The sequence below is a fragment of the Streptomyces sp. NPDC096310 genome, assembly GCF_044763125.1.
In the GTDB taxonomy this organism is placed as follows: Bacteria; Actinomycetota; Actinomycetes; order Streptomycetales; family Streptomycetaceae; genus Streptomyces.
This window is the reverse complement of sequence record NZ_JBIWFO010000018.1, coordinates 56,549-80,773: the sequence shown is the minus strand read 5'-3', so window position 1 is coordinate 80,773 and position 24,225 is coordinate 56,549. Positions and strand designations below refer to the sequence as shown.

Genomic DNA, 24,225 nt, shown 5'->3' with positions numbered 1-24,225 from the left:
AGGAGACCTCTGAGATGAGCCCCATGTGGACGACGGTGCGAGAGGCGGCGCGGGCCACGCTCCAGCTCGCCAGGGCCGCGGCGCTGGCCTTCGGCTCGTACCTCTTCATCAGCGTGCTGCTGTTCACGGCCGCCGTCACCGTCCTGCTGGTCGGCGCCGGGATACTGCCCGAGACGGTGCTGCTGGTGCGCCGGATGGCCGGGGCCAAACGGCGCCGGGTGGCCGCCTGGACGGGCCGGGAGATCCCCGAGGTGTACCTCCCCATCACCGGGACCCTCCGGCAGCGGCTGCGGGCGGTCGTCCGTGACCCCGGCACCTACGCCGACCTGCGCTGGATGGTCGCCCACTACGTGTACGGCATGCTCGTCTGCCTGGCGGTGCCGCTGTGGGTGGCCGGTCTGGCCGTCGACGGTGTGGGGTGCGGGCTGCTGCGCCGGAAGGCGGTCGTGCTGCCGCTGATCAGCTGGCTCGCTGACCTCGACGCCGCCTGGTCGACCGCACTGCTCAAGCCCTCGCCGAAGGCCCGCCTCGCCGAGCGCGTCGAGGAGCTGACCGAGACCCGGGCGGGCGCGATCGCCGCGCACGGCGCCGAACTGCGCCGTATCGAACGCGACCTGCACGACGGCACCCAGGCCCGCCTGGTCTCACTCTCCCTGCGGATCGGCCTCGCGAAGCGGATGTACGACGGCGACCCGGTGGCCGCCCGCAAGCTCCTGGACGACGCGCAGGACCAGGCGGAGGAGGCGCTGACGGAACTGCGCCACGTCGTACGCGGCATCCACCCGCCGATCCTCACCGACCGCGGCCTCGCCGGAGCCGTACGGGCCCTCGCCGCGAGCAGCGGACTCGACGTGACCGTCACGGTGACCGGCCTGGCGGACGGGGACGACGGGGACGACGCGCGCGACGGGGCCCGCGCCCCGGCGGCGGTCGAGGCCGCCGCCTACTTCGTCGTCGCGGAGACCCTGACCAACGTGGCCCGGCACAGCGGCTCCGACCGGGCCGAGGTCCGGCTCGACCGTACGGCGACGGGGCTGCGCGTGCGGGTGCGAGACGAGGGCGAGGGCGGCGCGGAACGCGCCCTCGACGGCCCGGTGCCCGGTTCCGGCCCGGTGCCCGGCTCCGTGCACGGTTCCGGTCTGGAGCCGGGCGGGTCGGGGCTGCTGGGACTGCGGCGCCGGGTCGCCGCGCTGGATGGAACCGTCGCTGTGACGAGCCCCGCCGGGGGCCCGACCCTGATCGAAGTGGAGTTGCCGTGCGTGTGGTGATCGCCGAGGACCACGCCCTGCTGCGGGAAGGGCTCGTCCTGCTGCTCTCCTCCGCCGGGCACGAGGTCGTGGCCGTGGCGGGCAGTGGGCCCGAGGTGGTGCCGGCGCTGCTCCGGCACCGTCCGGACGTGGCCGTGCTCGACGTGCGGATGCCACCGGGCTTCCGCGACGAGGGCCTGCGCGCGGCGCTCGCGGCGCGCGAGGAGATCCCCGGGCTGCCGGTGCTGGTCCTCTCGCAGTACGTCGAGGAGTCGTACGCCGCCGAACTCCTGAGCGGCGGGGCGAAGGGCGTCGGCTATCTGCTCAAGGACCGGGTGGGCCGGGTGGACGAGTTCCTCGACGCCCTGGACCGGGTGGCGGCCGGTGGTACGGCGCTGGACCCCGAGGTGGTGACCGAACTCCTCACCCGCCGCCGGGACTCGCCCCTCGACTCGCTGACACCGCGTGAGCGCGAGGTCCTGAAGCTGATGGCCGAGGGCCATGACAACACGACCATGGCCGCCACCCTGGTCGTCACGGAACGGGCCGTGAGCAAACACATCGGCAATGTGTTCCTGAAGCTGGGGCTGCCGCCGAGCGACAGCGGGCACCGGCGGGTGCAGGCGGTCCTCACGTATCTCGACAACGTGCCGTACGGCCGTTGAAGGCGCGGCGGTTGGACGCACGCGCCTGAACGCGCGCGCCGCCGGCTGCGTATCCGTGGGCGTGATACGCCTTCTTCCGCACCGGCGGCACAGGCCGCAACCGCTGTACACCTCGCGCCCCGGCCCCCGTCCCGCGGTGGCCGGGCTGATCGCCGCGGGGGTGCTGCTGCTCGCCGGATGCGGGGGCGGCGGCACCGGCCAGGACAAGGACGAAGGCAAGGACCGGAGTACAGAGCAGGGGCAGGGCAGGGACCAGGGCGGGAACAGGGCGGCCCCCGAGCGGCCCGCCGCCTCCGTCGCACCGTCCCCCCGGCCCGCCACGGTGGAGCAACTGGCCGCCGCCGTCGGCTGCGAGGCCCAGATCAGGATGACGGTGGAGGACTACCGCCAAGGGGTCTGCGAGAAAGGCGGGACGGCCTACACCCTCATCAGCTTCACCACCGACAAGGGCAAGCGCGAGTGGGTCGACTACGCGCAGATGTACGGCGGTGCCTATCTGATCGGCACGCGGTGGGTGATCGGCACCAACGAGAAGCGGCATGTCGAGACCGCCAGGAGCAAGCTCGGCGGCTCGGTCGAGGAGGGCGAAGGCTACGCCTCCTCCGGCACCGGTAACGGTACGGGGACCGGGACCAGCACCGGAGAAGACGTCTACGGCCCCTGAGGGACCGGCCTCCCCGTTACCTGTAGGTGAGGTCGGAGGAGGAGTACTTGCAGTACGTGCTGTCCGGTCCCGTGCCGTTCTTCGTCGGCTCGGCACCGGTGTTGTTGCCGATGTACTTCTGGCACGGCACGATCTTCTTGCCGCTGTCCCCGACGATGGTGATGGAGCGCAGGGTCAGCGAGTCACCGTAGTTGGTGTTGATACCGCCGATGACCCCGCCGGGCGCGGTGATCTCCGTGTTGGTGACGTTGATCGTGCGCTTGTACTGCGAGGAGCAGTTCCCGCACGAGCGGACGAACGTCTTGAAGTCCTGCCCGGCGAAGTTGGAGATGTTCAGCGTGCCGCTGCCGTTGAACTGGAAGATCTTGTCCGCGGCCTTGCGCGCGCCGCCGCCGACGACGTTGAACGTCTTGCCGGTGCCGCGGAAGGTGGCCGCGTCCTCGCCGACATCCTCCCACCAGACGTTCTGGAGCGTGCAGCTCCCGGCGCAGTGGATGCCGTCGGAGGCGGGCGCGCCGATGATGACGTTCTTCAGGGTCGCGCCGTCGGCGAGCTTGAACAGCGGTTCCTGGTTCTCGTCCTGGCCGCCCGAGCCGAGGTCGCCGGTGCCGTAGTAGCGCTTCATGCCGCCGTCGACGGTGCCGCTGATCGGCTTGGGGGTGCCCACGGCCTCGCTGCCGTTGGCGGACGGCCAGGTGGCGGCCATCGCGGACGGCAGGGTCAGGCCGGAGGTCAGCGCGCCGACGGTGAGGGCGACGGCGCCGAGGCCACCGACGATCATCCGGCGCTTCCTGATACCGAGTTGCGTGCCGTGCTGCTGGTCAGTCATACGGAGAGGTCTCCTCGGGTTCTTGGGATCCTTGGGTTCTTTCGGTTCTTCGGGTTCCTCAGCGGGGGAGGTGCGGGGAGAGAGGTCAGGGGGTGGTGATGACCGGGCGGGGCGGCGTCGGCATGTTGTTGCCGATGAAGAAACTGGGGTGCGGCGGCTGGTTGTACGCCGTGTTCTGCCAGGCCAGCGCCGTCCGGTACATCCGGTCGTGGAGCAGGGTGGTGATCTTCCGGTCGGTCAGGTGCGGTGTGGAGTAGATCCGCAGCGCCGTGTTGTCGGCGGTGGGCCAGATGACCTCCTCGCGCCAGTCGCCGAGGATGTCGCCGGAGAGCGAAGGGGTCGCCTTCGTACCGTTGTTGGAGTGCACACCGGAGGCGGTCAGCAGCCGGGTGTCGCCGGAGGTGCCGTACTTGTCGATGCGGGTGGCGTCGACCAGTTCGCGCACCGGGTCGCCGTCCCACCAGGCCAGGAAGTTGGCCGAGGACGGCTTGCGGCCCAGCGCGGCGCCGGTGGTGCCGCGCAGCGAGCCGTCGGCCGACGACCACGATTCGGCGCCGGGGCTGCCGGCCCAGATGTCGCCCGACACACCACGGCCGTTGTCACCGGAGGCCGGGGTCGACCAGAGGACCTGTCCGGTCCTGGCGTCCGCGAAGTACGACGACGGCTTCGAGGAGTCCTCGTCCACCTTGAAGTACTCCAGCCCCGGGCGGGACGGGTCCAGGTCGCCGAGGTGGGCCGCGTCGCCGTGGCCGTTCTTGTTCGTCCACAGCCCCGAGCCGTTGTCGTCGACGGCCATCGAGCCGTAGACGATCTCGTCCCGGCCGTCGCCGTCCACGTCACCGATGGTCAGGGCGTGGTTGCCCTGGCCGTCGTACCCCTTGCCGGTGTTGGTGGAGCTGTTGGTGTCGAATGTCCACTTGCGGGTGAGCTGCCCGCCGGTGAAGCTCCAGGCGCTGATGACGGTACGGGTGTAGTAGCCGCGCGCCATGATCAGGGAGGGGGTGGCCCCGTCCAGATAGGCGGTGCCGGCCAGGAAGCGGTCGACGCGGTTGCCGTACGAGTCGCCCCACGAGGAGACGGTGCCGCGCGGCGGCACGTAGTCGACGGTCGAACGCACCGCGCCCGTCTGGCCGTTGAACACGGTCAGGTACTCGGGTCCGGCCAGTACGTAGCCGGAGGAGTTGCGGTGGTCGGCCGAGGCGCTGCCGATGACCTTGCCCGTGCCGTCGACCGTGCCGTCGGCGGTCTTCATGGCGACCTCGGCCTTGCCGTCGCCGTCGTAGTCGAAGACCTGGAACTGCGTGTAGTGCGCCCCGGAGCGGATGTTGCGGCCGAGGTCGATCCGCCACAGCCGCTGGCCCTGGAGCGTGTAGCCGTCGACGATCGTGTTGCCGGTGACACCGGACTGCGAGTTGTCCTTGGCGTTGGTGGGCTGCCACTTCAGGACGATGTCGAGGTCGCCGTCGCCGTCGAGGTCGCCGACAGAGGCGTCGTTGGCCTCGTACGTGTAGTCGGAGCCGCCCGGCGGTACCGAGATCGGCACGTCGAGATAGCCGGGACGGAACTGCGTCGCGCTGGGCGAGGCGGCCTGCTCCGTACCGTTCACGACGGCCCGCACGGTGTAGTCCGCCGAGTTGGGCGCGTCCTTGTGCAGGTAGTTCGTGGTGGTGATCGGCTCGGTGTTGACCTTGAGCGCGCCGCGGTAGAGGTTGAACGTGACGTTGTCGGCGTCGGTCGCCAGCCAGCGCCAGCTCACCAGGTTGTCGTTGCCGGTGTGCACGCTCACCAGCCCGCGGTCCAGCCGCTCCATGCGTGCGGCGGCGGCGAGTTGGGTGGACGGCGGTGCGTCGGCGGCCTGGGCGGGCGGCGCCACGGGGGACATGAGGGCGGCGACGACCGCGCCGGCCGGAGCGAGCACGCCCAGCAGCTTCCAGCCGCCGGCGCGCGGGCGTGAACTGTCCGGGGGTGGGGGTCTGAACCGCACGGAATCCTCCAGAGGGGGTGGGGGGTGGGGCCCCTGTGCTCTCTGGTCGCCGCCGGTACGGAAAAGGTTGCCGCCCCGTGTCGGGAAAGTTCCGACGGCGCGACGGCAACCCCCGGGGAGGCCTTCCGCCTCCCCCGCCCTCTCCTCCTTGCGCCCTCTCCTCCTTGCGCCCCCTCCTGCTTCCGCCTCCTACTGCTGCGGCTCTTCGGCCTGCCCGGCGCGGGCCGCGACGATAGCGGCCAGCGCCTCGGTGATCTCGGTCTCCGAGGCGGTCTTGTCGACGCCCGCCTCGTGGAGGACCCCCGTACCGTCCTCGAACTCCAGCAGCGCCAGCAGGATGTGCTCGGTCCCGACGAAGTTGTGGCCGAGCCGCAGCGCCTCGCGGAAGGTCAGCTCCAGCACCTTCTTCGCCCCCGCGTCGAACGGCACCAGGGCGGGCATCGACTCCGCCCGGGCCGGCAGCGCCGCCGTCGCCGCCTGGCGGACGGTGTCCAGCAGTACGCCCTGGGCGACGATCGCCCGTGCGGCGAGGGTGTCCGGCAGGCTGACCAGGCCGAGCGTGAGGTGTGCGGTGCCGATCTCGTCGTTCCCGGCGGCGTGCGCCTCGTTCTGCGCGGCCACCACGGCGCTCTTCGCGCCCGGGGTGAACCGGCCGAACCCCTCGTTCGGGTCGAGGGTGGACGGCTCGCCGGGGGTCTTCGGTACGAAGCGCTTCTGGGCGGCCTGCTTGGTGACGCCCATGCTGCGGCCGATGTCGGTCCAGGAGGCGCCGGAGCGCCGGGCCTGGTCCACGAAGTGGCCGATGAGGTGGTCGGCCACCTCGCCGAGGTGGTCGGCGGCCACGACCGCGCTGGAGAGCTGGTCGAGTGTGTCGGAGTGGACCTTCTTGATGCCTTCGATCAGGTCGTCGAGGCGGACGGGGTTGGTGATCCGGACGGGCTGCTGACTGGATTTCTCGGGAAGCTCCATGCCGTCAACCTTAGGTTGACGATGGTGGAACCGTCAACCCGAAGTTGACGATCTGGTGGTGAGGTCCGCGGTGAGGCCCTTGCCTTCGGGTGCGCTCCAACTCCTAGGGTGCCGACCATGGTTGAGATGCAGGGCAGGACCCTGGGAGACAGCGGGATCGGCGTCGGCGCACTCGGTTTCGGGTGCTGGGCGATCGGCGGCGAGTGGCAGAGGCCCGACGGAAACCCGCTCGGCTGGGGCGCCGTCGACGACGACGAGTCCGTCGACGCGATCCGGCGGGCGCTCGAACTGGGGATCACGTTCTTCGACACGGCCGACGTGTACGGGACGGGCCACAGCGAGAAGATCCTCGGCCGGGCGCTGCGCGGCCACCGCGACGAGGTCGTCCTCGCCACCAAATGGGGCAACCTCTTCGACGAGGCGACCCGCACCGCGGACGGCCAGGACGCCACCCCCGGCCACGCCCGGCGGGCACTGACCGCCTCGCTGCGCCGCCTCGGCACCGAGTACGTGGACCTCTACCAGCTCCACATCTCCGACGCGCCCCTCGACGCCGCCGCCGAACTCCGCGACGCCTGCGAGGAGTTCGTACGGGAGGGGCTGATCCGCGCATACGCGTGGAGCACCGACGACCCGGAGCGCGCGGCGCTGTTCGCGCCCGGGGAGCACTGCGCGGCCGTCCAGCACACGTGCAATGTGCTCCAGGACGCGCCGGAGATGCTGGAGCTGTGCGCGGAACACGGGCTCGCGAGCGTGGTGCGCAGCCCGCTCGCGATGGGCCTGCTCGCACGGGACCCCGGCGCCGGGGCGGACGCGGGGACCGGCTGGACGCGCGGCTCCGGGGACATCCGCACCGTACCGCCGGTGTGGCTGCACTGGTTCGGCGAGGGCGGGCTGCCGGTACCGGAACAGGCGGCGCGGGTCGCCGCCGTACGCGACCTCCTCACCTCCGGCGGCCGCACCCTGGCCCAGGGGGCGCTGGCCTGGCTCTGGGCCCGCAGCCCGCACGCCGTCCCGATCCCGGGCATCCGCTCGGTCGCCCAGGCCGAGGAGAACGCGGGGGCGCTGCGGTACGGGCCCCTCGGCGAGGGCGAGATGAAGGAGATCGCCGCGCTCCTGGCGGCAACCGCGGGCTGAGCGGCCCAGGGCGGCTCAGCCCGCGTCGGGGATACGGGCGCCCGCGCCGCTCACCCGGACGCGCGGGTCGCCCTCCCGCAGCTCCACGGTCAGCACACCGGGGCGGCCCATGTCCTCACCCTGGTGCAGGGTGAGGACGGCGCTCCCGGTCACGGCCCCCAGGGCGCGCAGATACGCCCCGAAGGCCAGCGCGGCGGCGCCGGTCGCGGGGTCCTCGACCACGCCGCCCACCGGGAACGGGTCGCGGACATGGAAGACCCCGGCGGACGCCCGCCACACGAGCTGGACCGTGGTCAGGTCCAGTCGGCGCATCAGCGCTTCGAGCCGGTCGAAGTCGTAGGCGAGATCCGCGAGCCGGGCCCGGCTCGCGGCGGCCAGCACGAGATGGCGGGCGCCGGCGAAGGAAATACGGGGCGGCAGGGCCGGGTCCAGATCGGCGGCCGGCCAGCCGAGGGCGGCCAGCGCCTCCCGTACGTCGTCCTCCGCCACATCGGTGACCTGCGGCTCGACGCTGGTGAGCGTGGCCCGCAGCGTGCCGTTCTCCTCGGTGACGGTCACGGGCACCGTCCCGGCGCGGGTCTCGAAGACCAGGTCGCCCGGGCCTGTGCGCTCGGCCAGGGCCACGGCGGACGCGACGGTGGCGTGTCCGCAGAAGGGGACCTCGGCCTTGGGGCTGAAATAGCGGACGGCGAACCCCCGGCCGCCGCCCGCCGGGCTCTCCTCCGGGAGGGCGGTCAGGAACGCCGTCTCGCTGTAGCCGAGTTCCGCCGCGATCGCGAGCATCCCCGCGTCGTCGAGCCCCGTCGCGTCCAGGACGACCCCGGCGGGGTTCCCGCCCAGGGGATCGGCCGAGAAGGCGGTGTACCGGAGGACGGCGGGGGCCGAGGGGGACCCGGATACGGGTGAGGCGTCAGCGGTCATGCCACTGCCCAACCGCACCGCGGGGCGACCTATTCCGGCCCTCCTCACTCCTCCGGCCCTCCTCACTCCTCCGGCTCCCCGGTCACCGCCTCATGGCAGCAGCCGCCGCTCGTTGGCGACGGCCACGGCCCCCGACCGGGTGTCCACCCCCAACTTCCCGTAGATCCGGCCGAGATGGGTCTTGACCGTGGCCTCGCTGATGAACAGGGCGCGGGCGATCTCCCGGTTGCCCAGGCCGCGGGCCAACTGCTGGAGGATGTCGCGCTCCCGTTCGGAGAGCGCGGGGCGGGGGCTGCGCATCTGGGCCAGCACCCGGTCCGCGACCGGCGCCGACAGCGCCGTACGCCCGGACGCCGCGTCCCGGATCGCGGCGAACAGCTCCTCCGGGCGCTCCGCCTTGAGCAGATAGCCGGTGGCGCCCGCCTCGATGGCGCGGGTGATGTCGGCGTCGGTGTCGAACATGGTGAGCACCAGTACGCGTGGCGCGGCCGCACCGGGCGCCGCGCCCGAGACGAGCCGGCGCGTGGCCGTCACACCGTCCATGCCGTCGCCGAGCTGGAGATCCATCAGTACGACATCGGGCCGCACCCGCGCGGCCACGGCCAGGGCCTCCTCGCCGCCACCGGCCTCGCCGACCACCTCGATGCCGTCCGTGCTGGAGAGCAGCGCGCGCAGCCCGGCCCGTACGACGGCGTGGTCGTCGCACAGGAGCAGTCGCACGGGCGGTACGGACCCGGCCGGTACGGGTCCGGGCGGCAGGGCGTCGGAAGGGCTCATCGGGCGGCCTTTTCGCGGAGTTCGGGGGTGGTGAGAGGCAGGGCGGCGGTCACGACGGTGCCTCCGCCCGGCTCGGACTCCACGGTGAGTGTGCCGCCCGAGCCGAGAGCACGGACCCGCATGGCCGGCAGCCCGTGTCCGCGCCCCGAGCCGGCGCCGGGGGCGGCCCCGGTGTCCGGGGCGAAGCCGCGTCCGTCGTCGGCGACGTCCAGCGAGACCTGGTCGCCCAGCCAGCTCAGGGTCAGCGCGGCCCGGGTCGCCCCGGCGTGCTCGCGCACATTGGCCAGCGCGCCCTGCGCGATACGCAGCAGCGCCGCCTCGGTCCGCTCCGGCAGTGGTCCCGGGGTGCCGTCGACGCGGAGGTCCACCCGCAGCTCCGGGCCGCTCTCGCGGTCGGCGAGCGCGCCCAGCGCCTGGACGAGGGTGCGTTCCGCGAGGTCGGCGGGGGCCAGGTCCTGGACGAACCTGCGGGCCTCGGCGAGTCCGCGGGCCCCGGTCTCGGCCGCCTCCCGCAGATGTCCACGGGCCGCGCCGGGGTCCGTGCGCCAGAGCCGGTCGGCCGCCTGGAGCAGCATCTGCTGGCTGGACAGGCCCTGCGCGAGCGTGTCGTGGATCTCGGTGGAGAGCCGCTGCCGCTCGGCGAGGATCCCCGCGCGCCGCTCGGTGGCGGCCAGGTCGCGGCGGGTGCGGACCAGGTCCTCGATCAGGACGCGCTGCCGGGCCGCCTGGCGCTGGAGGGCGATCAGGACGGCGGTGCCGACGGCGGCGACGGCAGGCGGCACGATCACCGCGTTGGGGTCGAACATCCCTTCCGCGAACCGTAGTTTGGAGGCCACGACCAGCGCCGTCAGCACGGACGCCAGCGCCACCGCCGTCCGGGTGGGCAGGGTGTGCAGCCCGGTGAAGAAGAGCGGCATGGCGCACCACGCGGAGCTCGGCGCGACGACGAGGAGGGCGACCCAGACCGCCAGCACCGCCCCCAGCCGGACCACGTACCGGACGGTGGGGCGGGCGCCGGGGCGCGGCGCCGGCGCGAGGACCCCGCCGAGCGCGTACAGCACCCCGAAGAGGACGAAGAGGGCGACGACCCACCCGGCCCCCGGCCCGCCCCCGTGCAGCAGCAGATGGCGCAGGAGCGAGGAGCCCAGCAGCAGGAAGAACGCGGCGTGCAGGACGAGGGGCAGCCAGCGCCCGTCGGGATCGGCCCGCCCCGCGTGACCGGTCCGCGCGCCGGGATCGGCCCGCCCCGCGTGACCCGTCCGCGCGCCGGGATCGGCCCGCCCCTCGTGACCGGTCCGCCCGCCGTGATCGGCGCCTCCGCCGGGATCGGTCCGCCCGCCGGGGTCGGCGGATATCCCGGGATCGGTCCGTACCCCGCCCTCCGCCTCACCGTGCCGTACCACCGAGGACCTCCACATCGTCTCGTTCCGTCCCTCCGCACCGGTCCCGGCCTCTCCGCCGCCGCGCCGCATCAACCGATCGGCCGATACGGACGTCACCCGTGCCGCCCGCGGACGGGGGCCGGTCCGCCGACCCCGGCACCCCGTCCCCGTACGGACGCTGGTACCAGCAAGAACGGCACCGGCCGCGGCGCCGGCACACACCAGGGAATCCACATGCCTGCCAAGAATCTCACCGTCAACCGCGCCTCCCTCGGGCACCGCGTCGGCTACGCCCTGCGCCACCCCGGACGGGTGCCCGGCTTTCTGGCCCGTGCGGCCAGGGACACCTGGCTGCGCCACCGTTCGCCGGACCACATCGCGTACTACCGCGCCGTGATGCGCTCCGACACCCGTGCCGACCCGGACGCGGCGGTCGGCAGCGCCAGTCACGAGCGGTGGCTGGCGCTCGGGGCGATGCAGTTCGACTACCTGGTCGGCCACGGTCTCCGCCCCGAGCACCGGATGCTGGAGATCGGCTGCGGCAATCTGCGGGCGGGCTGGCGCTTCATCGGCCACCTGGAGCCCGCGCACTACTACGGCATCGACATATCGCCCGATATTCTCGCCGCGGCCCAGGACACCGTGGTGGCCAAGGAACTCCAGGAGCGGCTCCCCACCCTGACGCCGGTCCGTGACCTGAAGCTGACGTTCCTGCCCGACGCCCGGTTCGACGTCGTGCACGCGCACAGTGTCTTCTCCCACTCCCCGCTCCCGGTCATCGAGGAGTGCCTGGCCAACGTCGGCCGTGTGCTCGCTCCCGGCGGCTGGTTCGACTTCACCTTCGACCGTACGGAAGGCGAGGAGCACCAGGTGCTGCGGGAGGACTTCTACTACCGTACGGAGACGCTCGTCGCGCTGGCCGGGAAGTACGGCCTGTCGGCCCGGTTCATGGCCGACTGGGAGGAGTTGGCGCACGGCCAGTCCAAGATCCGCGTCACCCACGGACCGGGCACCCGGGGCGCCTCCTGACCACGCCCCCTCCTCCCCCAAAGCCGTGAGCCACAAGCCAGAAGCCGTCAGCCCCGGCCCACGAACGGCATCGACGTCGCCAGCACCGTCGCGAACTGGACGTTCGCCTCCAGCGGCAGCTCCGCCATGTGCAGTACCGTCCGCGCCACATCCGTCACGTCCATGACCGGCTCCACCGCGAGTTCCCCGTTGGCCTGCGGCACGCCCTGCCGCATCCGTTCCGTCATGTCCGTCGCCGCGTTGCCGATGTCGATCTGACCGCAGGCGATCCGGTACGGACGGCCGTCCAGCGAGAGCGACTTGGTGAGGCCGGTCATGCCGTGCTTCGTGGCGGTGTACGCGACCGAGTCGGGGCGCGGCGCGTGCGCCGAGACCGAGCCGTTGTTGATGATCCGGCCTCCTTGCGGGTCCTGCGTCTTCATCAGCCGGAACGCCGCCTGCGCGCAGAGGAACGTCCCGGTCAGATTGGTGTCGACGACCTTCCTCCAGGCCGAGTACGGCAGGTCCTCCACCTTGATGCCGCCGGGGCCGAAGGTGCCCGCGTTGTTGAAGAGCAGGTCGAGCCGGCCGTACCGCTCGCTCACCGCCGCGAACAGCGCGTCCACGTCCGCCGGTTGGGACACGTCGGTCCGTACGGCCAGCGCGCCACCGCCATCGGGGCCCGGCCCCGTCGCCCCGGCCGTCTCCGCCGCCGCCGCGGTCTCCGCCAGCGCCGCCTCGCGCCGGCCCGCGAGCACCACCGACCAGCCCGCGCCGCGCAGCGCCACCGCCACGGCCCGGCCGATGCCCGAGCCCGCCCCGGTCACGACGGCGACGCGCCGCCCACCGCCCTGATCCTCACCGCCGCGCATGACATCCATGGCCCCGGAGCGTACCCGCTACCCCTCCAGGTCAACCGGGTAGCGGACGCCGATGCGCTCCCGTATCGCGTCGAGCGTCCGCATCACCGCGAGCGTCCCGTCCAGCGGCACCAGCGGTGACTCCGTCTCGCCCGCCCGCAGGCAGCGCGCCACCTCGGCCGCCTCGTACTGGAGGCCGTGCAGCGTCGCCTCCGGTCCCGCCGTGATCTCCTCGGGCTCGGCGCCGTCCCGGCGCAGCACGAACCGGTCCGCGTGGAAGAATCCGGACGGCACATCGATCCGCCCCGCCGTCCCCGTCACCGTGGCCGTCGCCGGGGTCCCCGCCGTGATCGAGCACGACAGCAGCGCCGTCGCCCCCGACTCCCAGCCCAGCAGCATGCCGGTGTTCAGGTCGACGCCCTCGGGGGAGAGCAGGGCATCGGCCTGGACACGGTCGGGCTCGCCCAGCAGAAGGTGCGCGAAGGAGACCGGGTACACCCCCAGGTCCAGTACGGCGCCCCCGCCGAGCGCCGGGTCCCGCAGCCGGTGGCCGGCCGCGAAGGGGCCCTGGATGCCGAAGTCCGCCTGGACGGTGCGGATCTCACCGATCGCCCCGTCCCGTACCAGCTCCGCCAGCCGCAGGACGACCGGGTTGCAGTACGTCCACATCGCCTCCATCAGGAAGACGCCGCGCTCCCGGGCGAGGGCGACCAGCTCCCCGGCCTCCCGGGCGTTGAGCGTGAACGCCTTCTCGCACAGCACCGGCTTGCCCGCCGCCAGCGCCACCCCGGCGGCGGCCCGGTGCGCGGAGTGCGGGGTCGCGACGTACACGACATCCACCTCCTCGTCGGCCACCAGCGCCGCCCAGTCGCCGTACGCGCGCGGTATCCCGAACCGGTCCGCGAACTCCTTCGCCGACGATGCGTGCCGCGAGGCCACCGCGACGACCTCGGCGCCCGCCAGTTCCCGTAGGTCGGAGGTGAACCGTTGCGCGATGCCCCCCGTCGCCAGTACGCCCCAGCGCACGGCACGGTCGTCCGCGATCCGCCCTGCTGTCATAGCCGCCTCACTCACTGTTCGCTCGCTGCCCGCTCGATGCCTGATCAATAGGTCCCGACCACTCCGCCAGAGCTGAGAGCATAGGTAAGGATTTCAACGACATGGAGATATGGATGCCGGACGGCGGCCGCACCACCGAAGGAAGCACCGCACACATACGACCCGAGCAGCGCCGCTCGGTACCCACCCCCGAAGCCATTTCCACCCCCACTCCCACCCCCACGGCCGGCTCCGCCCCCGTACCCCCTCCCATGCCCGTCCCCGGCCCGGCGGCCGTGCCCGCCGCCGTGGTCGCCGCGCGCCGCGCCGGGCTGCTGGTCACCCTCGTCCTCGGCGGGCTCACCGCGCTGCCCCCGCTCTCCATGGACATGTACCTCCCGGCCCTCCCGGAGGTCACCCGCTCCCTCGGCACGGCCGCCGCCACCGCCCAGCTCACCCTGACCGCCTGCCTCGCCGGCATGGCGCTCGGCCAGATCGTCGTCGGCCCGATGAGCGACAAGTTCGGGCGGCGCAGGCCGCTGATGGCCGGCATGGTCGTCTACGTCATCGCCACGGCCATCTGCGCCTTCGCCCCCACCGTCGAACTCCTCATCGGCTTCCGGCTGCTCCAGGGCCTGGCGGGCGCGGCGGGCATCGTGATCGCCCGCGCCGTCGTGCGCGACCTGTACGACGGCGTGGAGATGGCCCGCTTCTTCTCCACCCTGATGCTGATCTCCGGTGTCGCCCCGGTCATCGCGCCCGTGATCGGCGGCCAGGTGCTGCGCCTCACGGACTGGCGCGGCATCTTCGCCGTCCTCACCGTGGTCGGCGTCCTCCTCACCCTCGTCGTCTGGAAGTGGCTGCACGAGACGCTGCCCCCGGAGCGGCGCCACAGCGGCGGCGTCGGCCAGGCGCTGCGCACCATGCGCGGCCTCCTCGCCGACCGGGTCTTCACCGGCTACACCCTCGCGGGCGGGCTCGCCTTCGCCGCGCTCTTCGCGTACGTCGCCGCCTCGCCGTTCGTCGTGCAGGAGATCTACGGCGCCTCGCCCCAGACCTTCAGCCTGCTCTTCGGCGTCAACTCCGTCGGTCTGATCGCGGTCGGCCAGATCAACGGCAAGGTGCTGGTCGGCCGGGTCTCCCTGGACCGGGTGCTCGGCTTCGGGCTGCTCGTCATCGCGGGTGCCGCGCTGGCGCTGCTGCTGATGACCTCCGGGGTCTTCGGTGACGTCGGTCTCTTCCCGGTCGCGGCGGGCCTCTTCGTCCTGATGTCCGCGATGGGCCTCGCGATGCCCAACACCAACGCCTCCGCGCTGATGCGCGCCCCGCACGCGGCGGGCTCGGCGTCCGCGCTCATCGGCACGGCGTCGTTCCTGATCGGGGCCGTCGCCTCGCCGCTGGTGGGGATCGCGGGCGAGGAGACGGCCGTACCGATGGCCGTCGTCCAACTGGTGTGCGCGGTGGGCGCGCTGATCGCGTTCGTGGCGCTCGTACGGCCGTGGCGCCACCAGCGCCCCATGGACCGTCCGGCGGCCTGAGGCTCCTCGGCCCGCTCGCCCCGTCAGCTCCAGTCGTCGCGGTGCGGATACCCGGTCAGATGGGACCGGTCCCTGCCGTCCGTCCAGCGGAAGAGTCCGACTCCGGCGATCTCCGCGCCGGGCAGCCGGACATTGAGGGCCAGCGTCTCCGGCGTCGCCGTCGTCAGATCCACGGTGACCGGGGCGCTGCCCCCGCCCGCCAGCGCGTCCGCCGCGTTGCGGGCGCTGCGCGCCCCGTACGCCGTGCCGTCGTCCGCGACCGTGGCCAGCGTCAGCGGGCGCGTACCGTCCTCCTCCTCGAAGCAGTACGCGCGCTTGCCCGCCAGGTCGAAGGCGAGCCGCCCGGCGACCAGATGGTCACCCTTCGGCGAGACGACGAGCTGCGGCTCGTCCGCCGGGGTGATCGCGGGCTTGCGGCAGCCGACCTGGAGCACCGCCTTGCCCGTCGCCGCGTCGTGCAGCGCCCACACCTCATGCGTACGGGCGTCCTTCGCACCCTTCTTCTTCTGCCACGTGGCGAGGATGTACCCGCCCGCCATCGAGGCCGGCACCCCGGACGCCGCGTCCGTGTCCTTCGGCGCGACCTTCCTGCTGTACCAGCCGCCGCGCACCCAGAACTCCTTGGCACCGCTGACGAGCAGGCCCTTGTCGGTCGTCCCGCGCACCTGTGTCAGCTTGCGGCACTCCGTACACCCCTTGGGGTAGCCGAGCGCGCCCGGCGGAACACTGACCACGTCCCCGCTCACCGGGTCCACCACGGTGCTCGTGGCCTTGCCGTCGCTGATCAGCACGCCGGGCCCCCACGTGGTGACCTTCGGCGCGTCGGCCCAGGGGAGTTCGACCCGGCGCGCGGAGCCGTCGGTCGCGCTGTAGATGTCCAGGGAGACGATGGCGTCCGAGGGCTGCCCCGGACCCCGGTTGATCCGCCCGTACGACCAGGTGACGAAGTACTCCCGGTTGTCGCCGGTCGTCACGGGGAGCAGCCGGGGGAAGCGGTCGGGCGGGAACAGGGTGCGCCGGGGCTCACCGCTCCAGCCGGGCTTCCCGGTGGCGGGATCGACCGTACGGATCAGATACCGGTCGTCGTCGGTCCGGTCCAGATAGGCGACGAGCCCGGTGTCCTCGGCGACCGCGTAGCCCGGGGAGCCGTCGATGATGTCCCAGCCGCGCGCCGTGTCGTACGTGGCCGGCACGGGGAGCTGCGGGAGCCGTGGCGCACTGCTCGCCGACGGCACCGTGGCCTTGGTGCCGGTGGTGGTCGTGGCCTTGCCTTCCCGGCCGCTCCCGGTCTTGGCCGCCGGTCCGCCGCAGGTGGCGAGCAGAAGCAGCAGCGCGAGTACGATCACTCCGGCCACCAGGGCCGCGCGGACGATCCGCTCCCTCCTGGTCGGGACTTCCCCCAGGGGCCGCATGCGCCGCATGGGCCTGAAGGTCCCTGTGGGCCCGAAGGCTTTGAGCCGGATCCGCTGCCACATGGTCCCCATGGTCCCCGTGGTCCTCCCGTGAGAGCCCCCGCCCCGCCTGACAAGGCCGTCAGCGTAGCAACAGGCCATCGGGCCATCGGCGTTCGCTCCGGGGTGACAGGGGGCGACGCCGCGGGTTGCCCCGGTTGCCTACAATTCGGCCGGTGAACGCCACCCTCTCCACCGCGGAAACCCTGCGCGCCCAGCTCGGCCGCCTGCTCGACGGGCTGCCGCCCAAGCAGGCCACTCAGGCCGTCGACCGGCTGATCGCCAACTACCGCGGGACCACCCCGACGGACGCGCCCGTACTCCGGGACCGCTCCGACGTCGCCGCGTACGCCGCGTACCGGATGCCCGCGACCTTCGAGGCCGTACGGTGCGCGCTGGAGGCCCTGGCGGACGCGGCGCCCGGCTGGACGCCGGGCAGCCATCTCGACGTGGGCGGCGGGACGGGCGCGGCGGTGTGGGCGGCGGACGCGGTCTGGGACGACGCCCCGGACGCGCCGCGCGCCACCACGGTCCTGGACTGGGCCGAACCGGCGCTCGCCCTCGGCCGCGAACTGGCCCTGTCCTCGGGCATCCCCGCGCTGCGCGCCGCCGAATGGCGCGGCGGCCGGATCGAGGAGGCCCTGAAGCTGGCCGGGAGCGACCTCGTGACGGTCTCGTACGTCCTGAAGGAACTGGCCGCTCGGGACCGCACGGCACTGGTCACGGAGGCGGCACGCGCCGCCCAGGCCGTGGTGGTCGTGGAACCGGGCACCCCCGACGGCTATCTGCGCGTCATCGAGGCCCGGGACGTGCTGATCGGCGCGGGCTTCCACGTGGCGGCCCCCTGCCCCCACGACCGCGCCTGCCCGATCATCCCGGGCACGGACTGGTGCCACTTCTCGGCCCGGGTCAGCAGATCGTCCCTGCACCGCCAGGTGAAGGGCGGCTCACTCCCGTACGAGGACGAGAAGTTCAGCTATGTCGCGGCGGTCCGCTTCACCCCGGACCCGGTCCGGGCACGTGTGACCCGCAGACCGCAGATCCGCAAGGGCCAGGTACTCCTGGAACTGTGCACGGCGGACGACGCCCTCCGCCGCGAAACCGTCACCAAGCGCCACGGCCCCCTCTACCGAGCGGCGAGGGACACGGACTGGGGCGACCCCTGGCCGCCGCCCGGCCCCTGACGCGTTTCCCACCGGTCACTATTTTGGTGCTCGTCGAGGGGGCTGTCGCGTATCCCGATGGATACCAGGGGTTCGGCTGGTGAAGGCGAGAATCCAGCGGATAGAGTATGGCTCGCGACGGCGGTCGGCGAGGTCGGCGGTGGGGGCGAAAACGCTGTGATCGAGTTCCAGAAACAGGTAACCCGGGGCTGTCCCGCCCGAGGTTCTGAACGCGCGTTCGCTTTTCCTGACCTGCGACGCTTACAACTCGACCACAATTTCCTCAAGCGATCACCACAAAGCGGTCCACGCGAGAGCAGTGGACCCTTTCGCATTTCCGTGGGTGTTCGCGGTCGGCATCCTCGCCGGGGCCACGAAGTGGACGTACAGAGAGAAGCGGGTGCTTCGTTTTCATGACAAGAGAAGTGTGGAGTGTGATGCCATGAACCGAGTCGGCAGAGACGCGCGCCGGTCGGCTTTAGGCTTTGTGGAGCCGCTGGCGCGCATGGGGTTGGCCGGTCTTTTGCTGGCAGGCGGTGCCATCGGGGCGACGGCCGGACCAGCCGCCGCTTCGACCGCCGATGGCACGCTGACGGTTGAGGTGCTGCGTGACTTCTTCGGCACCGGCGTGATCAACGCGGCGATGGACGTGCCGCAGCGGGGCATGAAGGTGGAGGTCTCCGACCCCACCGGGCACAAGGTCACCGGCGTCACGGATGCCACCGGAAAGGTCGTGGTGTCGCAGTCGACCGTGCTGAGCGGCGGCCAGTACCGCGTCGACGTCAGCATCCCGGCACCGTACGGCGACTATCTGCGGGCGGCGCCCGCGTCGACGGAGGGGAACCACTTCGACAGCTTCACGTCGTTCGTGGACGTGTCGGAGGGAAAGAACGACTCGGTGGTGACGGGGGTGTGGGACCCGGCCGACTACACGCTGCCGGACTCGCGGTACTTCGTACCGATCCACAACGGCGCCAACGGGACCGACAACCGGGCCTTGGTGGCCTTCGGGACGCAGACCCGGGGCACGTGTCCCACCGATGTGGCGTGCCCGACCACGCTGGCCACACAGGACCAGGTGGGCACGACGTTCGGGCTGGCGTACGACAAGGACCGGACCCGGCTGTTCCAGAGCGCGTTCGCCCGCCGGTACGCCCCGTACGGGCCGCAGGGCGGGGGCGCGATCTACACGGTGCCGGTCGACGGCTCGGCCGCGCCGGAGCTGTTCGCGCGGGTGCCGGACGCCGCGGTGACGCGACACGACACCGCCAACATGATCAAGGATCCCGGGTTCACCGACGCACCGGGCAAGGAGAGCATAGGAGGCCTGGCCCTCTCGGGGGACGGCTCCACGCTGTACGCGGTGAACCTGCGGACCCGCAGCCTGGTGAGCTTCGACGCGACAGGGGACACCGCCGCGGCGCCCAGGTCGACCGTCCGGATCCCGGACCCGGGGTGCGCGAGCCCCGACGACTGGCGGCCGTTCGGTCTCCAGTCCCACAACAACACGCTGTACGTCGGCGGCGTGTGCAGCGCGGAGAGCACCCAGCAGCGCGCGGACCTGAAGGCCTTCGTCTCCACCTACGACGGCAAGCGGTTCACCACGGTGCTGAGCCAGCCGCTCACGGACAAACGCGGCAGCGTCTTCGGTTCCGGCGACAAGGCCACCCACTGGAACCCGTGGAACACCAGCCTGGACACGTGGGACGACCGCAATACGGGCAACGTCTTCATCGATCCGCAGCCGGAGTTGTCCTCTCTCGCCTTCGGCCGCGACGGCTCGATGATCCTCGGTTTCCGCGACCGGTTCATGGACGTGCTCAGTTGGGGAGGGCTGGACCCCCGCCCGGGGAACGACACGCCGGAAAACGGCATGTCCGGTGGTGACATCACCATGGTCTGCGCCACTCCCACCGGTGAATACCAGTGGGAAGGAACCGGGAGCTGCCCCAACAACGCCACCCCCGCCAACAACGGTGGCCAGGACGCCGATGTCGTCGAATACTTCCCGGGCGACTCCTACGCCAACGCGCACCAGGAGACCGCGCTGGGGTCGGTGGCCTATATCCCGCAGCAGCAGTGGGTCGTCAGCACGGAGTTCGACCCGGTCGTCGACGTCGCGGCCTCAGGGACCGGGTACCACCACATCGAGACCGGTGAGGGACCGGGCAACAACCCGAAGGCCAACGGGTTCCAGTTCGTCAGCCGGCAACAGGGCGGGTTCGGCAAGGCCGGCGGGCTCGGTGACATCGCGTACGCTGCGGCGAACGCGCCGATCCAGATCGGCAACGTCGTGTGGTTCGACGGCGACCACAACGGGATCCAGGACCCGGGGCACGTGCTGCTGCCGGGGGCGACGATCAACCTGCTGGACGCGGACGGCGAACAGGTCGCCACGACCACGACCGATGCCGCCGGCGAGTACTACTTCGGCGGTGTCGGCGCCGAGTACGAGCTCACGCGGGGCGCGAAGTACACGGTGCAGTTCGACGTGTGCACCGCGGACACCAGCCAGGTGCCCGAGCAGCCCGCGGCGAGCGAGCTGAGGTTCACGCTCCCACGTGCCGGTGCCCACCATGCGCACGACTCCAATGTGACCCCGCCGACCACCGGACCGTTGTGCAACGGCTACGCGCCGGTCACGGCGCCGGACAAGCCGGGCGGGGTCGATCACACGATCGACGCCGGGGTGTACATCCCGAAGGAATCGCCGACCCCGACGCCGACTCCCACCCCGACCCCGACCCCGACTCCGACGCCGCCCGCGGCCTCCACGCCGCCGTCGCCGCACGCGCCGCCTGCCAACCACCCGGCCCCGGCCGGTGGAGGCGGGGGTTCGCTGGCGCACACCGGTACGTCCGGGCTGGCGGAGATGATCGGCCTCGTCGGTCTGCTGGTGGGTGCGGGCCTGGTCATCGCGTTCGTGACCCGGAATCGTCGCGCCGGGCAACACTGACGGAACCGCACAACGGTGATCTGCCCGTCCGCGATCCGTACGGCGCGGACGGGCAGTTCACCTCTCGGCCGGTCCACAAGGGCCGGCCTTGGTGTCGTCTGCCACCGGACTGCCGAGCGCCGTCGCGAGCCCGCGGCGGCCGGCCGGTGTGGCGATCGAAAGGATGAACCGGAGAGTGTCAGCGTCGAACCGCGTGCGGAGCGTGAGAATCCGGCAAGCCCCACCGGGTCGTCCGGCTGACCGGCGCCGATGGCCGCGGTCGCGCCGGGCCGCGGCCGTCATCGGCATCGCGGCCGCCGGGGTGGTCGCGGTGGCCGCGTTCCTGATCGCCGGCGACGGCTCCGGCGACGGCGGCCCGCGCCCGCTGACGTCGGATGAGGCGAACCGGCTGGCGATCACGCGATTCCGTAACTACCAGGCGCAGGGCCGCGCGGTGACGATCACCGTGCCGGGCACCGCCGGCGAGCTGACCGTCACCGGATCCGTCGACTATCGGCGCAAGGTGGGTTACGGCGTGGTGCACGGCACCGGGCGCGCCAAGTCCAGCGACGGGCTGATCCAGTGGACGCCCACCTCGGTGCACGTCCGCCCGATGACGGACGCCCCGGCGCACGCACCCGCGTCGCCGCCCTCTTCTGGCTGGCACGACCGTCCGCTGCTGTCCTCCGGCAGCGCGCTGGACACCTCACTGTCCATCGCGCTCGGTCTCGGCGGCAACCGGCCGGACAACGCCGAACTGCTGCCGCAGAACGGCGCCGCCTGGTGGGGGCGGGAGCAGGTGGACGGGCGCCGGGTGGACGTCATGACCGGGCCTTCCTCCCCCGGCCGCTCCGGTACGGCGGGCAACGTGCGCTACTGGGTCGGCTCCGACGGCACCATGTACCGGGTCCGGGTCAGCGTGGATTCGCAGCCCGAGCCGGTGGTCATCGATTTCGCCACCCACACGTACGTTCCGGTCCAGCCGGTGCCCGGAACCACCCCGAACGGGTAGCCGCTGTTCAGGGCGTCCGCACCCGGGCGTTCGCGGCGAGCAGGGTCGTCGGCGGCAGCCGGATGCCCTCCGTCCTCGGCAGAGCCGGGACGGTCGGGACAGTGGTGGCGCCCGCGGTGGCGGCGTCGGGGAACTGCGGCTGCGGAGCAGGCGCCGCGACGTCGGTGAACGGGATGCCACCGGGTGCCGTCGGCGCCGACCACGTACCGGCGGGCGAGGACGACCCGGCCGGAAGAGGGCAGGCCGAAGTCGTCGCGAGCCGGTCCGGCACGGTGGTACGCAGATCGTTGCCCCGCAGGCAGTTGCCCCGTCCTCGTGCGGCGGTGGGGAAGGTCCAGCCGACGTCAACTCCGTTGCCGGTGAAGGTGTTGTCCACGATCTGGTTGCCGACCGGAGGTATGTCGACGGTCGCGGTGATCACCAGCCCGGCGTTGCGGTTGTCGGCGACGCGGTTGCGGAGGAACCGGTTGTCGCTGCCGCCGTCGATGCCGACGCCGATGCCCCACCCGCCGTCGGCCTGCTCCGGGGTGGCCGTCTGCTGGTTGGCGGCGATCAGATTGCCCGCGATGACGGAGCCCTTCTGCGGGAGCAGTTTCTCCTGGTGGTTGGAGTTGGTGGTGAGTCCGACCCGGTTGCCGACCAGGCGGTTGCCGACCACGTACATGTTCTCGCTGGCGTTGGTGCCTTCGTAACCGACCGCGTTGAGTTCGGCGACGTTGTCCCGCACCACGATGTTGCAGGGCTTGCACTGGCCGACATAGATCCCCGAGTCGGCGCCGCCCGACGCGTACGAGTGCGCGATGACACCGTTCTGGGCGGAGAACGCGTAGATGCCGTACAGACCGTTGCGGGTCGCGGTCACGTGGGAAACCAGGAACGACTTCAGGAAGGTGACGGGCTCGTCGCCGGTGTCGTAGCCACCGCTTCCCCCCGGCAGACCGGCGGCCGCCTTCGCCGAACCGGTGACCAGGACCCCGTTCTGCGTGTTGTTCTCCACGGTCAGGTTCTCCACGGCCACCCCGGGCGCCGAGACGACGACGCCGTTCGGCTGCCGCAACCGCCCGTCGATGACCACCTTGTCCCGGGACTCACCACGAAGAGTCACGCGAGGCGTGGAGACCTTCACCGACTCGTGGTACGTGCCCGGCGCGACCAGCACCAGATCGCCGGGGCGAGCGAGAGACACCGCGTCCGAGATACTCGGGGCGTCGGCCGGCACTCTGATCGTCACCTGCGTGCCGGACGGTCGCCGGCCGTCGCCCGACCCGTCATCGCCGGACCCGCAGCCCGCCAGTACACAGGCCAGGGTGCTCAATGACGCGGCCATCACGCGAAGACGGGGACGAGGCATGGCCTCATCCTGGCATGAAGTCATCCCCGGCGCGGAAGCTGCCCAATTCGCCGCCGCCGGAGGGGATATGGCATTCTTCGCACCGTGAGCCGAGCCGAACCCCGTCCGTCACGCCGCGCGTTCATCGGCGCCACCGGGGCCGTGGCGGCCACCGGGCTCACCGCCGGGTGCGAATCGCCCGCACAGCCGAGCCGGCCCCCTTCCCCCGCGTCAACCGCACGGGTGTCGCCGACCGGTCGTCACCAGGCCGGCATCACGCTCCCGCAACCGGCCCAGCCGAACCTCCTGGCGGTGGTCGCCGACCTCGGCGACGCCGTCGCCGTCGGCCCGCTGCTGGCCGAACTCGGTAAGGCCATTGACACGCTCACCGCGGGGACCGATCCACGGCTGCTGGGCCTGCCGCCGGGCGATCTCACCGTGACGATCGGAGTGGGCCCCCGCCTGGTGCGCATGGCCGATCCCTCTCTGCCGGGCGCGGCGGACCTCCCCCGGTTCTCCCGCGAGCGGATCGCCTCCCAGGCGCGCGGCGGCGACCTGTTGATACAGATCTGCGCCGGCGATGCCCTGCTGCTACCGGTCGTCACCGCCGCGCTCCTGGCGCAGGCCGGTGACCGGCTCCGCGTACGCTGGCGCCAGTCCGGGCGCCGCGGCGCGAACATCCCCGTGGATCAGGGCCTTTCCGCGCCACGAAACCCGCTCGGTTTCATCGACGGCATCGTGGGACCGCACACGACGGCCGAAGAACAGCGCCACCTGTGGCTGGCCGGGCCGGCTCCGGTCGCCGGCGGCACCCTTGCCGTACTACGGCGCATGGAACTCGACCTGCCGCGGTTCGCCGCGCTCTCCGTCGCCGACCAGGAGGCGGTCTTCGGCCGACGCCGATCCACCGGCGTGCCTCTCTCCGGCGGCACCATAGCCTCGGACCCGAACCTCGGCGCCAAAACACCGGACGGGCGCTACCTCATACCGGCAGACGCCCACCTCCGCCGGGCCCACCCCAACGTGGTCGGCGTCGGCCTCATGCTCCGCCGCTCCTACAGCACCGACGAGCCCACGCCCGGCCTGCTCTTCATCAGCTTCCAGAACGACCTGCGCACCTTCACCAACACCCTTGCCCATATGGATGGTTCCGACGCACTGCTGCGATTCACCACCACCACCGCAGGCGCGACCTTCCTCATCCTCCCCGGCTTCGACCAGCGGCACCCGCTCGGCGCCCGGCTGTTCCGCTGAACAGGTCGACGAGGGCGCCGTCGCCGAGATCTTCCGGATGATCGAGGCGGCCTGGCAGGCC

General features: G+C 72.2%; 20 protein-coding genes. 10 read left to right on the top strand and 10 right to left on the bottom strand.

Going from position 1 to position 24,225, the window contains the following annotated elements:
* Nucleotides 1-23 precede the first annotated feature (23 nt).
* The 3 genes from ACIQ7D_RS27410 (at nt 24) to ACIQ7D_RS27400 (ending at nt 2,576) form a co-directional block, all read left to right on the top strand.
* The gene (locus ACIQ7D_RS27410) at nt 24-1,268 is read left to right on the top strand and encodes a histidine kinase (protein WP_403941950.1); all 1,245 of its coding nucleotides are present in this window, start codon (nt 24-26) and stop codon (nt 1,266-1,268) included.
* Nucleotides 1,256-1,912, top strand: coding sequence for a response regulator (locus tag ACIQ7D_RS27405; protein WP_403941811.1), 657 nt, complete (start codon nt 1,256-1,258; stop codon nt 1,910-1,912). Before ACIQ7D_RS27410 ends, ACIQ7D_RS27405 begins: the two co-directional genes overlap by 13 nt.
* Before the next feature lie 136 nt (nt 1,913-2,048).
* Nucleotides 2,049-2,576 carry a hypothetical protein gene (locus ACIQ7D_RS27400; protein WP_403941809.1) on the top strand — a complete coding sequence of 176 codons (528 nt, stop codon included), beginning with the start codon at nt 2,049-2,051 and terminating at the stop codon, nt 2,574-2,576.
* Nucleotides 2,577-2,592: 16 nt separating this feature from the next.
* Here ACIQ7D_RS27400 and ACIQ7D_RS27395 read toward each other — a convergent pair whose 3' ends face one another.
* The 3 genes from ACIQ7D_RS27395 to ACIQ7D_RS27385 all read right to left on the bottom strand — a co-directional run bounded on the left by ACIQ7D_RS27395 (nt 2,593) and on the right by ACIQ7D_RS27385 (nt 6,358).
* Nucleotides 2,593-3,405 (bottom strand): pectate lyase, encoded by an 813-nt coding sequence (locus ACIQ7D_RS27395; RefSeq protein ID WP_403941807.1) that lies wholly within the window; start codon nt 3,403-3,405, stop codon nt 2,593-2,595.
* 85 nt (nt 3,406-3,490) lie between these two features.
* Nucleotides 3,491-5,287 (bottom strand): rhamnogalacturonan lyase, encoded by a 1,797-nt coding sequence (locus ACIQ7D_RS27390; RefSeq protein ID WP_403941948.1) that lies wholly within the window; start codon nt 5,285-5,287, stop codon nt 3,491-3,493.
* Nucleotides 5,288-5,578: 291 nt separating this feature from the next.
* The gene (locus ACIQ7D_RS27385; protein WP_403941805.1) at nt 5,579-6,358 is read right to left on the bottom strand and encodes a Clp protease N-terminal domain-containing protein; all 780 of its coding nucleotides are present in this window, start codon (nt 6,356-6,358) and stop codon (nt 5,579-5,581) included.
* Between the two features lie 117 nt (nt 6,359-6,475).
* Between ACIQ7D_RS27385 and ACIQ7D_RS27380 the strand changes: the two genes are divergently transcribed.
* Nucleotides 6,476-7,495 carry an aldo/keto reductase gene (locus ACIQ7D_RS27380; protein ID WP_403941803.1) on the top strand — a complete coding sequence of 340 codons (1,020 nt, stop codon included), beginning with the start codon at nt 6,476-6,478 and terminating at the stop codon, nt 7,493-7,495.
* A 15-nt stretch (nt 7,496-7,510) separates the two neighbouring features.
* Here the strand turns inward: ACIQ7D_RS27380 and ACIQ7D_RS27375 are convergent, their stop codons facing one another.
* The 3 genes from ACIQ7D_RS27375 to ACIQ7D_RS27365 all read right to left on the bottom strand — a co-directional run bounded on the left by ACIQ7D_RS27375 (nt 7,511) and on the right by ACIQ7D_RS27365 (nt 10,611).
* Nucleotides 7,511-8,416, bottom strand: a complete 906-nt coding sequence (locus tag ACIQ7D_RS27375; RefSeq protein WP_403941801.1) for a PhzF family phenazine biosynthesis protein — start codon at nt 8,414-8,416, stop codon at nt 7,511-7,513.
* Between the two features lie 90 nt (nt 8,417-8,506).
* Complete coding sequence (locus tag ACIQ7D_RS27370) at nt 8,507-9,193, bottom strand: response regulator (protein ID WP_403941799.1); 687 nt, start codon at nt 9,191-9,193, stop codon at nt 8,507-8,509.
* Complete coding sequence (locus ACIQ7D_RS27365) at nt 9,190-10,611, bottom strand: sensor histidine kinase (protein ID WP_403941797.1); 1,422 nt, start codon at nt 10,609-10,611, stop codon at nt 9,190-9,192. Before ACIQ7D_RS27365 ends, ACIQ7D_RS27370 begins: the two co-directional genes overlap by 4 nt.
* Before the next feature lie 198 nt (nt 10,612-10,809).
* On the opposite strand from ACIQ7D_RS27365, the gene ACIQ7D_RS27360 reads away from it, so the two are divergent.
* Nucleotides 10,810-11,604, top strand: a complete 795-nt coding sequence (locus tag ACIQ7D_RS27360; protein ID WP_403941795.1) for a class I SAM-dependent methyltransferase — start codon at nt 10,810-10,812, stop codon at nt 11,602-11,604.
* A gap of 47 nt (nt 11,605-11,651) precedes the next feature.
* Here the strand turns inward: ACIQ7D_RS27360 and ACIQ7D_RS27355 are convergent, their stop codons facing one another.
* Both ACIQ7D_RS27355 and ACIQ7D_RS27350 read right to left on the bottom strand, forming a co-directional pair.
* Nucleotides 11,652-12,464 carry an SDR family oxidoreductase gene (locus tag ACIQ7D_RS27355; RefSeq protein ID WP_403941793.1) on the bottom strand — a complete coding sequence of 271 codons (813 nt, stop codon included), beginning with the start codon at nt 12,462-12,464 and terminating at the stop codon, nt 11,652-11,654.
* A gap of 18 nt (nt 12,465-12,482) precedes the next feature.
* The gene (locus tag ACIQ7D_RS27350; protein ID WP_403941791.1) at nt 12,483-13,502 is read right to left on the bottom strand and encodes a Gfo/Idh/MocA family protein; all 1,020 of its coding nucleotides are present in this window, start codon (nt 13,500-13,502) and stop codon (nt 12,483-12,485) included.
* A gap of 113 nt (nt 13,503-13,615) precedes the next feature.
* Here ACIQ7D_RS27350 and ACIQ7D_RS27345 point away from each other — a divergent pair, with 113 nt between their 5' ends.
* On the top strand, nt 13,616-15,019 hold the full coding sequence (locus ACIQ7D_RS27345) for a multidrug effflux MFS transporter (protein ID WP_403941947.1): 1,404 nt from the start codon (nt 13,616-13,618) through the stop codon (nt 15,017-15,019).
* Nucleotides 15,020-15,042: 23 nt separating this feature from the next.
* On the opposite strand, the gene ACIQ7D_RS27340 is transcribed toward ACIQ7D_RS27345, so the two are convergent.
* Nucleotides 15,043-16,440: a hypothetical protein gene (locus ACIQ7D_RS27340; protein WP_403941789.1), complete on the bottom strand. Its 1,398-nt coding sequence runs from the start codon at nt 16,438-16,440 to the stop codon at nt 15,043-15,045.
* Between the two features lie 206 nt (nt 16,441-16,646).
* Between ACIQ7D_RS27340 and ACIQ7D_RS27335 the strand changes: the two genes are divergently transcribed.
* The 3 genes from ACIQ7D_RS27335 to ACIQ7D_RS27325 all read left to right on the top strand — a co-directional run bounded on the left by ACIQ7D_RS27335 (nt 16,647) and on the right by ACIQ7D_RS27325 (nt 21,580).
* Entirely contained in the window at nt 16,647-17,654 is a 1,008-nt protein-coding gene (locus ACIQ7D_RS27335; protein ID WP_403941787.1) for a small ribosomal subunit Rsm22 family protein, read from the top strand.
* A 484-nt stretch (nt 17,655-18,138) separates the two neighbouring features.
* Nucleotides 18,139-20,589, top strand: coding sequence for an SdrD B-like domain-containing protein (locus ACIQ7D_RS27330; protein ID WP_403941786.1), 2,451 nt, complete (start codon nt 18,139-18,141; stop codon nt 20,587-20,589).
* A gap of 310 nt (nt 20,590-20,899) precedes the next feature.
* Complete coding sequence (locus tag ACIQ7D_RS27325) at nt 20,900-21,580, top strand: hypothetical protein (protein ID WP_403941784.1); 681 nt, start codon at nt 20,900-20,902, stop codon at nt 21,578-21,580.
* A 7-nt stretch (nt 21,581-21,587) separates the two neighbouring features.
* Here ACIQ7D_RS27325 and ACIQ7D_RS27320 read toward each other — a convergent pair whose 3' ends face one another.
* Nucleotides 21,588-22,799, bottom strand: a complete 1,212-nt coding sequence (locus tag ACIQ7D_RS27320; protein WP_403941946.1) for a nitrous oxide reductase family maturation protein NosD — start codon at nt 22,797-22,799, stop codon at nt 21,588-21,590.
* Between the two features lie 216 nt (nt 22,800-23,015).
* Between ACIQ7D_RS27320 and ACIQ7D_RS27315 the strand changes: the two genes are divergently transcribed.
* On the top strand, nt 23,016-24,164 hold the full coding sequence (locus tag ACIQ7D_RS27315; RefSeq protein WP_403941782.1) for a Dyp-type peroxidase: 1,149 nt from the start codon (nt 23,016-23,018) through the stop codon (nt 24,162-24,164).
* Nucleotides 24,165-24,225: the final 61 nt, after the last annotated feature.

Bases quoted from the DNA above. Each gene is read 5' to 3' on its own strand.
- ACIQ7D_RS27410 (WP_403941950.1), top strand. From the start codon at position 24: ATGTGGACGACGGTGCGAGAGGCGGCGCGGGCCACGCTCCAGCTCGCC.
- ACIQ7D_RS27395 (WP_403941807.1), bottom strand. From the start codon at position 3,405: ATGACTGACCAGCAGCACGGCACGCAACTCGGTATCAGGAAGCGCCGG.
- ACIQ7D_RS27390 (WP_403941948.1), bottom strand. From the start codon at position 5,287: ATGTCCCCCGTGGCGCCGCCCGCCCAGGCCGCCGACGCACCGCCGTCC.
- ACIQ7D_RS27385 (WP_403941805.1), bottom strand. From the start codon at position 6,358: ATGGAGCTTCCCGAGAAATCCAGTCAGCAGCCCGTCCGGATCACCAAC.
- ACIQ7D_RS27380 (WP_403941803.1), top strand. From the start codon at position 6,476: ATGGTTGAGATGCAGGGCAGGACCCTGGGAGACAGCGGGATCGGCGTC.
- ACIQ7D_RS27375 (WP_403941801.1), bottom strand. From the start codon at position 8,416: ATGACCGCTGACGCCTCACCCGTATCCGGGTCCCCCTCGGCCCCCGCC.
- ACIQ7D_RS27370 (WP_403941799.1), bottom strand. From the start codon at position 9,193: ATGAGCCCTTCCGACGCCCTGCCGCCCGGACCCGTACCGGCCGGGTCC.
- ACIQ7D_RS27365 (WP_403941797.1), bottom strand. From the start codon at position 10,611: ATGTGGAGGTCCTCGGTGGTACGGCACGGTGAGGCGGAGGGCGGGGTA.
- ACIQ7D_RS27360 (WP_403941795.1), top strand. From the start codon at position 10,810: ATGCCTGCCAAGAATCTCACCGTCAACCGCGCCTCCCTCGGGCACCGC.
- ACIQ7D_RS27355 (WP_403941793.1), bottom strand. From the start codon at position 12,464: ATGGATGTCATGCGCGGCGGTGAGGATCAGGGCGGTGGGCGGCGCGTC.
- ACIQ7D_RS27350 (WP_403941791.1), bottom strand. From the start codon at position 13,502: ATGACAGCAGGGCGGATCGCGGACGACCGTGCCGTGCGCTGGGGCGTA.
- ACIQ7D_RS27345 (WP_403941947.1), top strand. From the start codon at position 13,616: ATGCCGGACGGCGGCCGCACCACCGAAGGAAGCACCGCACACATACGA.
- ACIQ7D_RS27340 (WP_403941789.1), bottom strand. From the start codon at position 16,440: ATGCGGCGCATGCGGCCCCTGGGGGAAGTCCCGACCAGGAGGGAGCGG.
- ACIQ7D_RS27330 (WP_403941786.1), top strand. From the start codon at position 18,139: ATGGGGTTGGCCGGTCTTTTGCTGGCAGGCGGTGCCATCGGGGCGACG.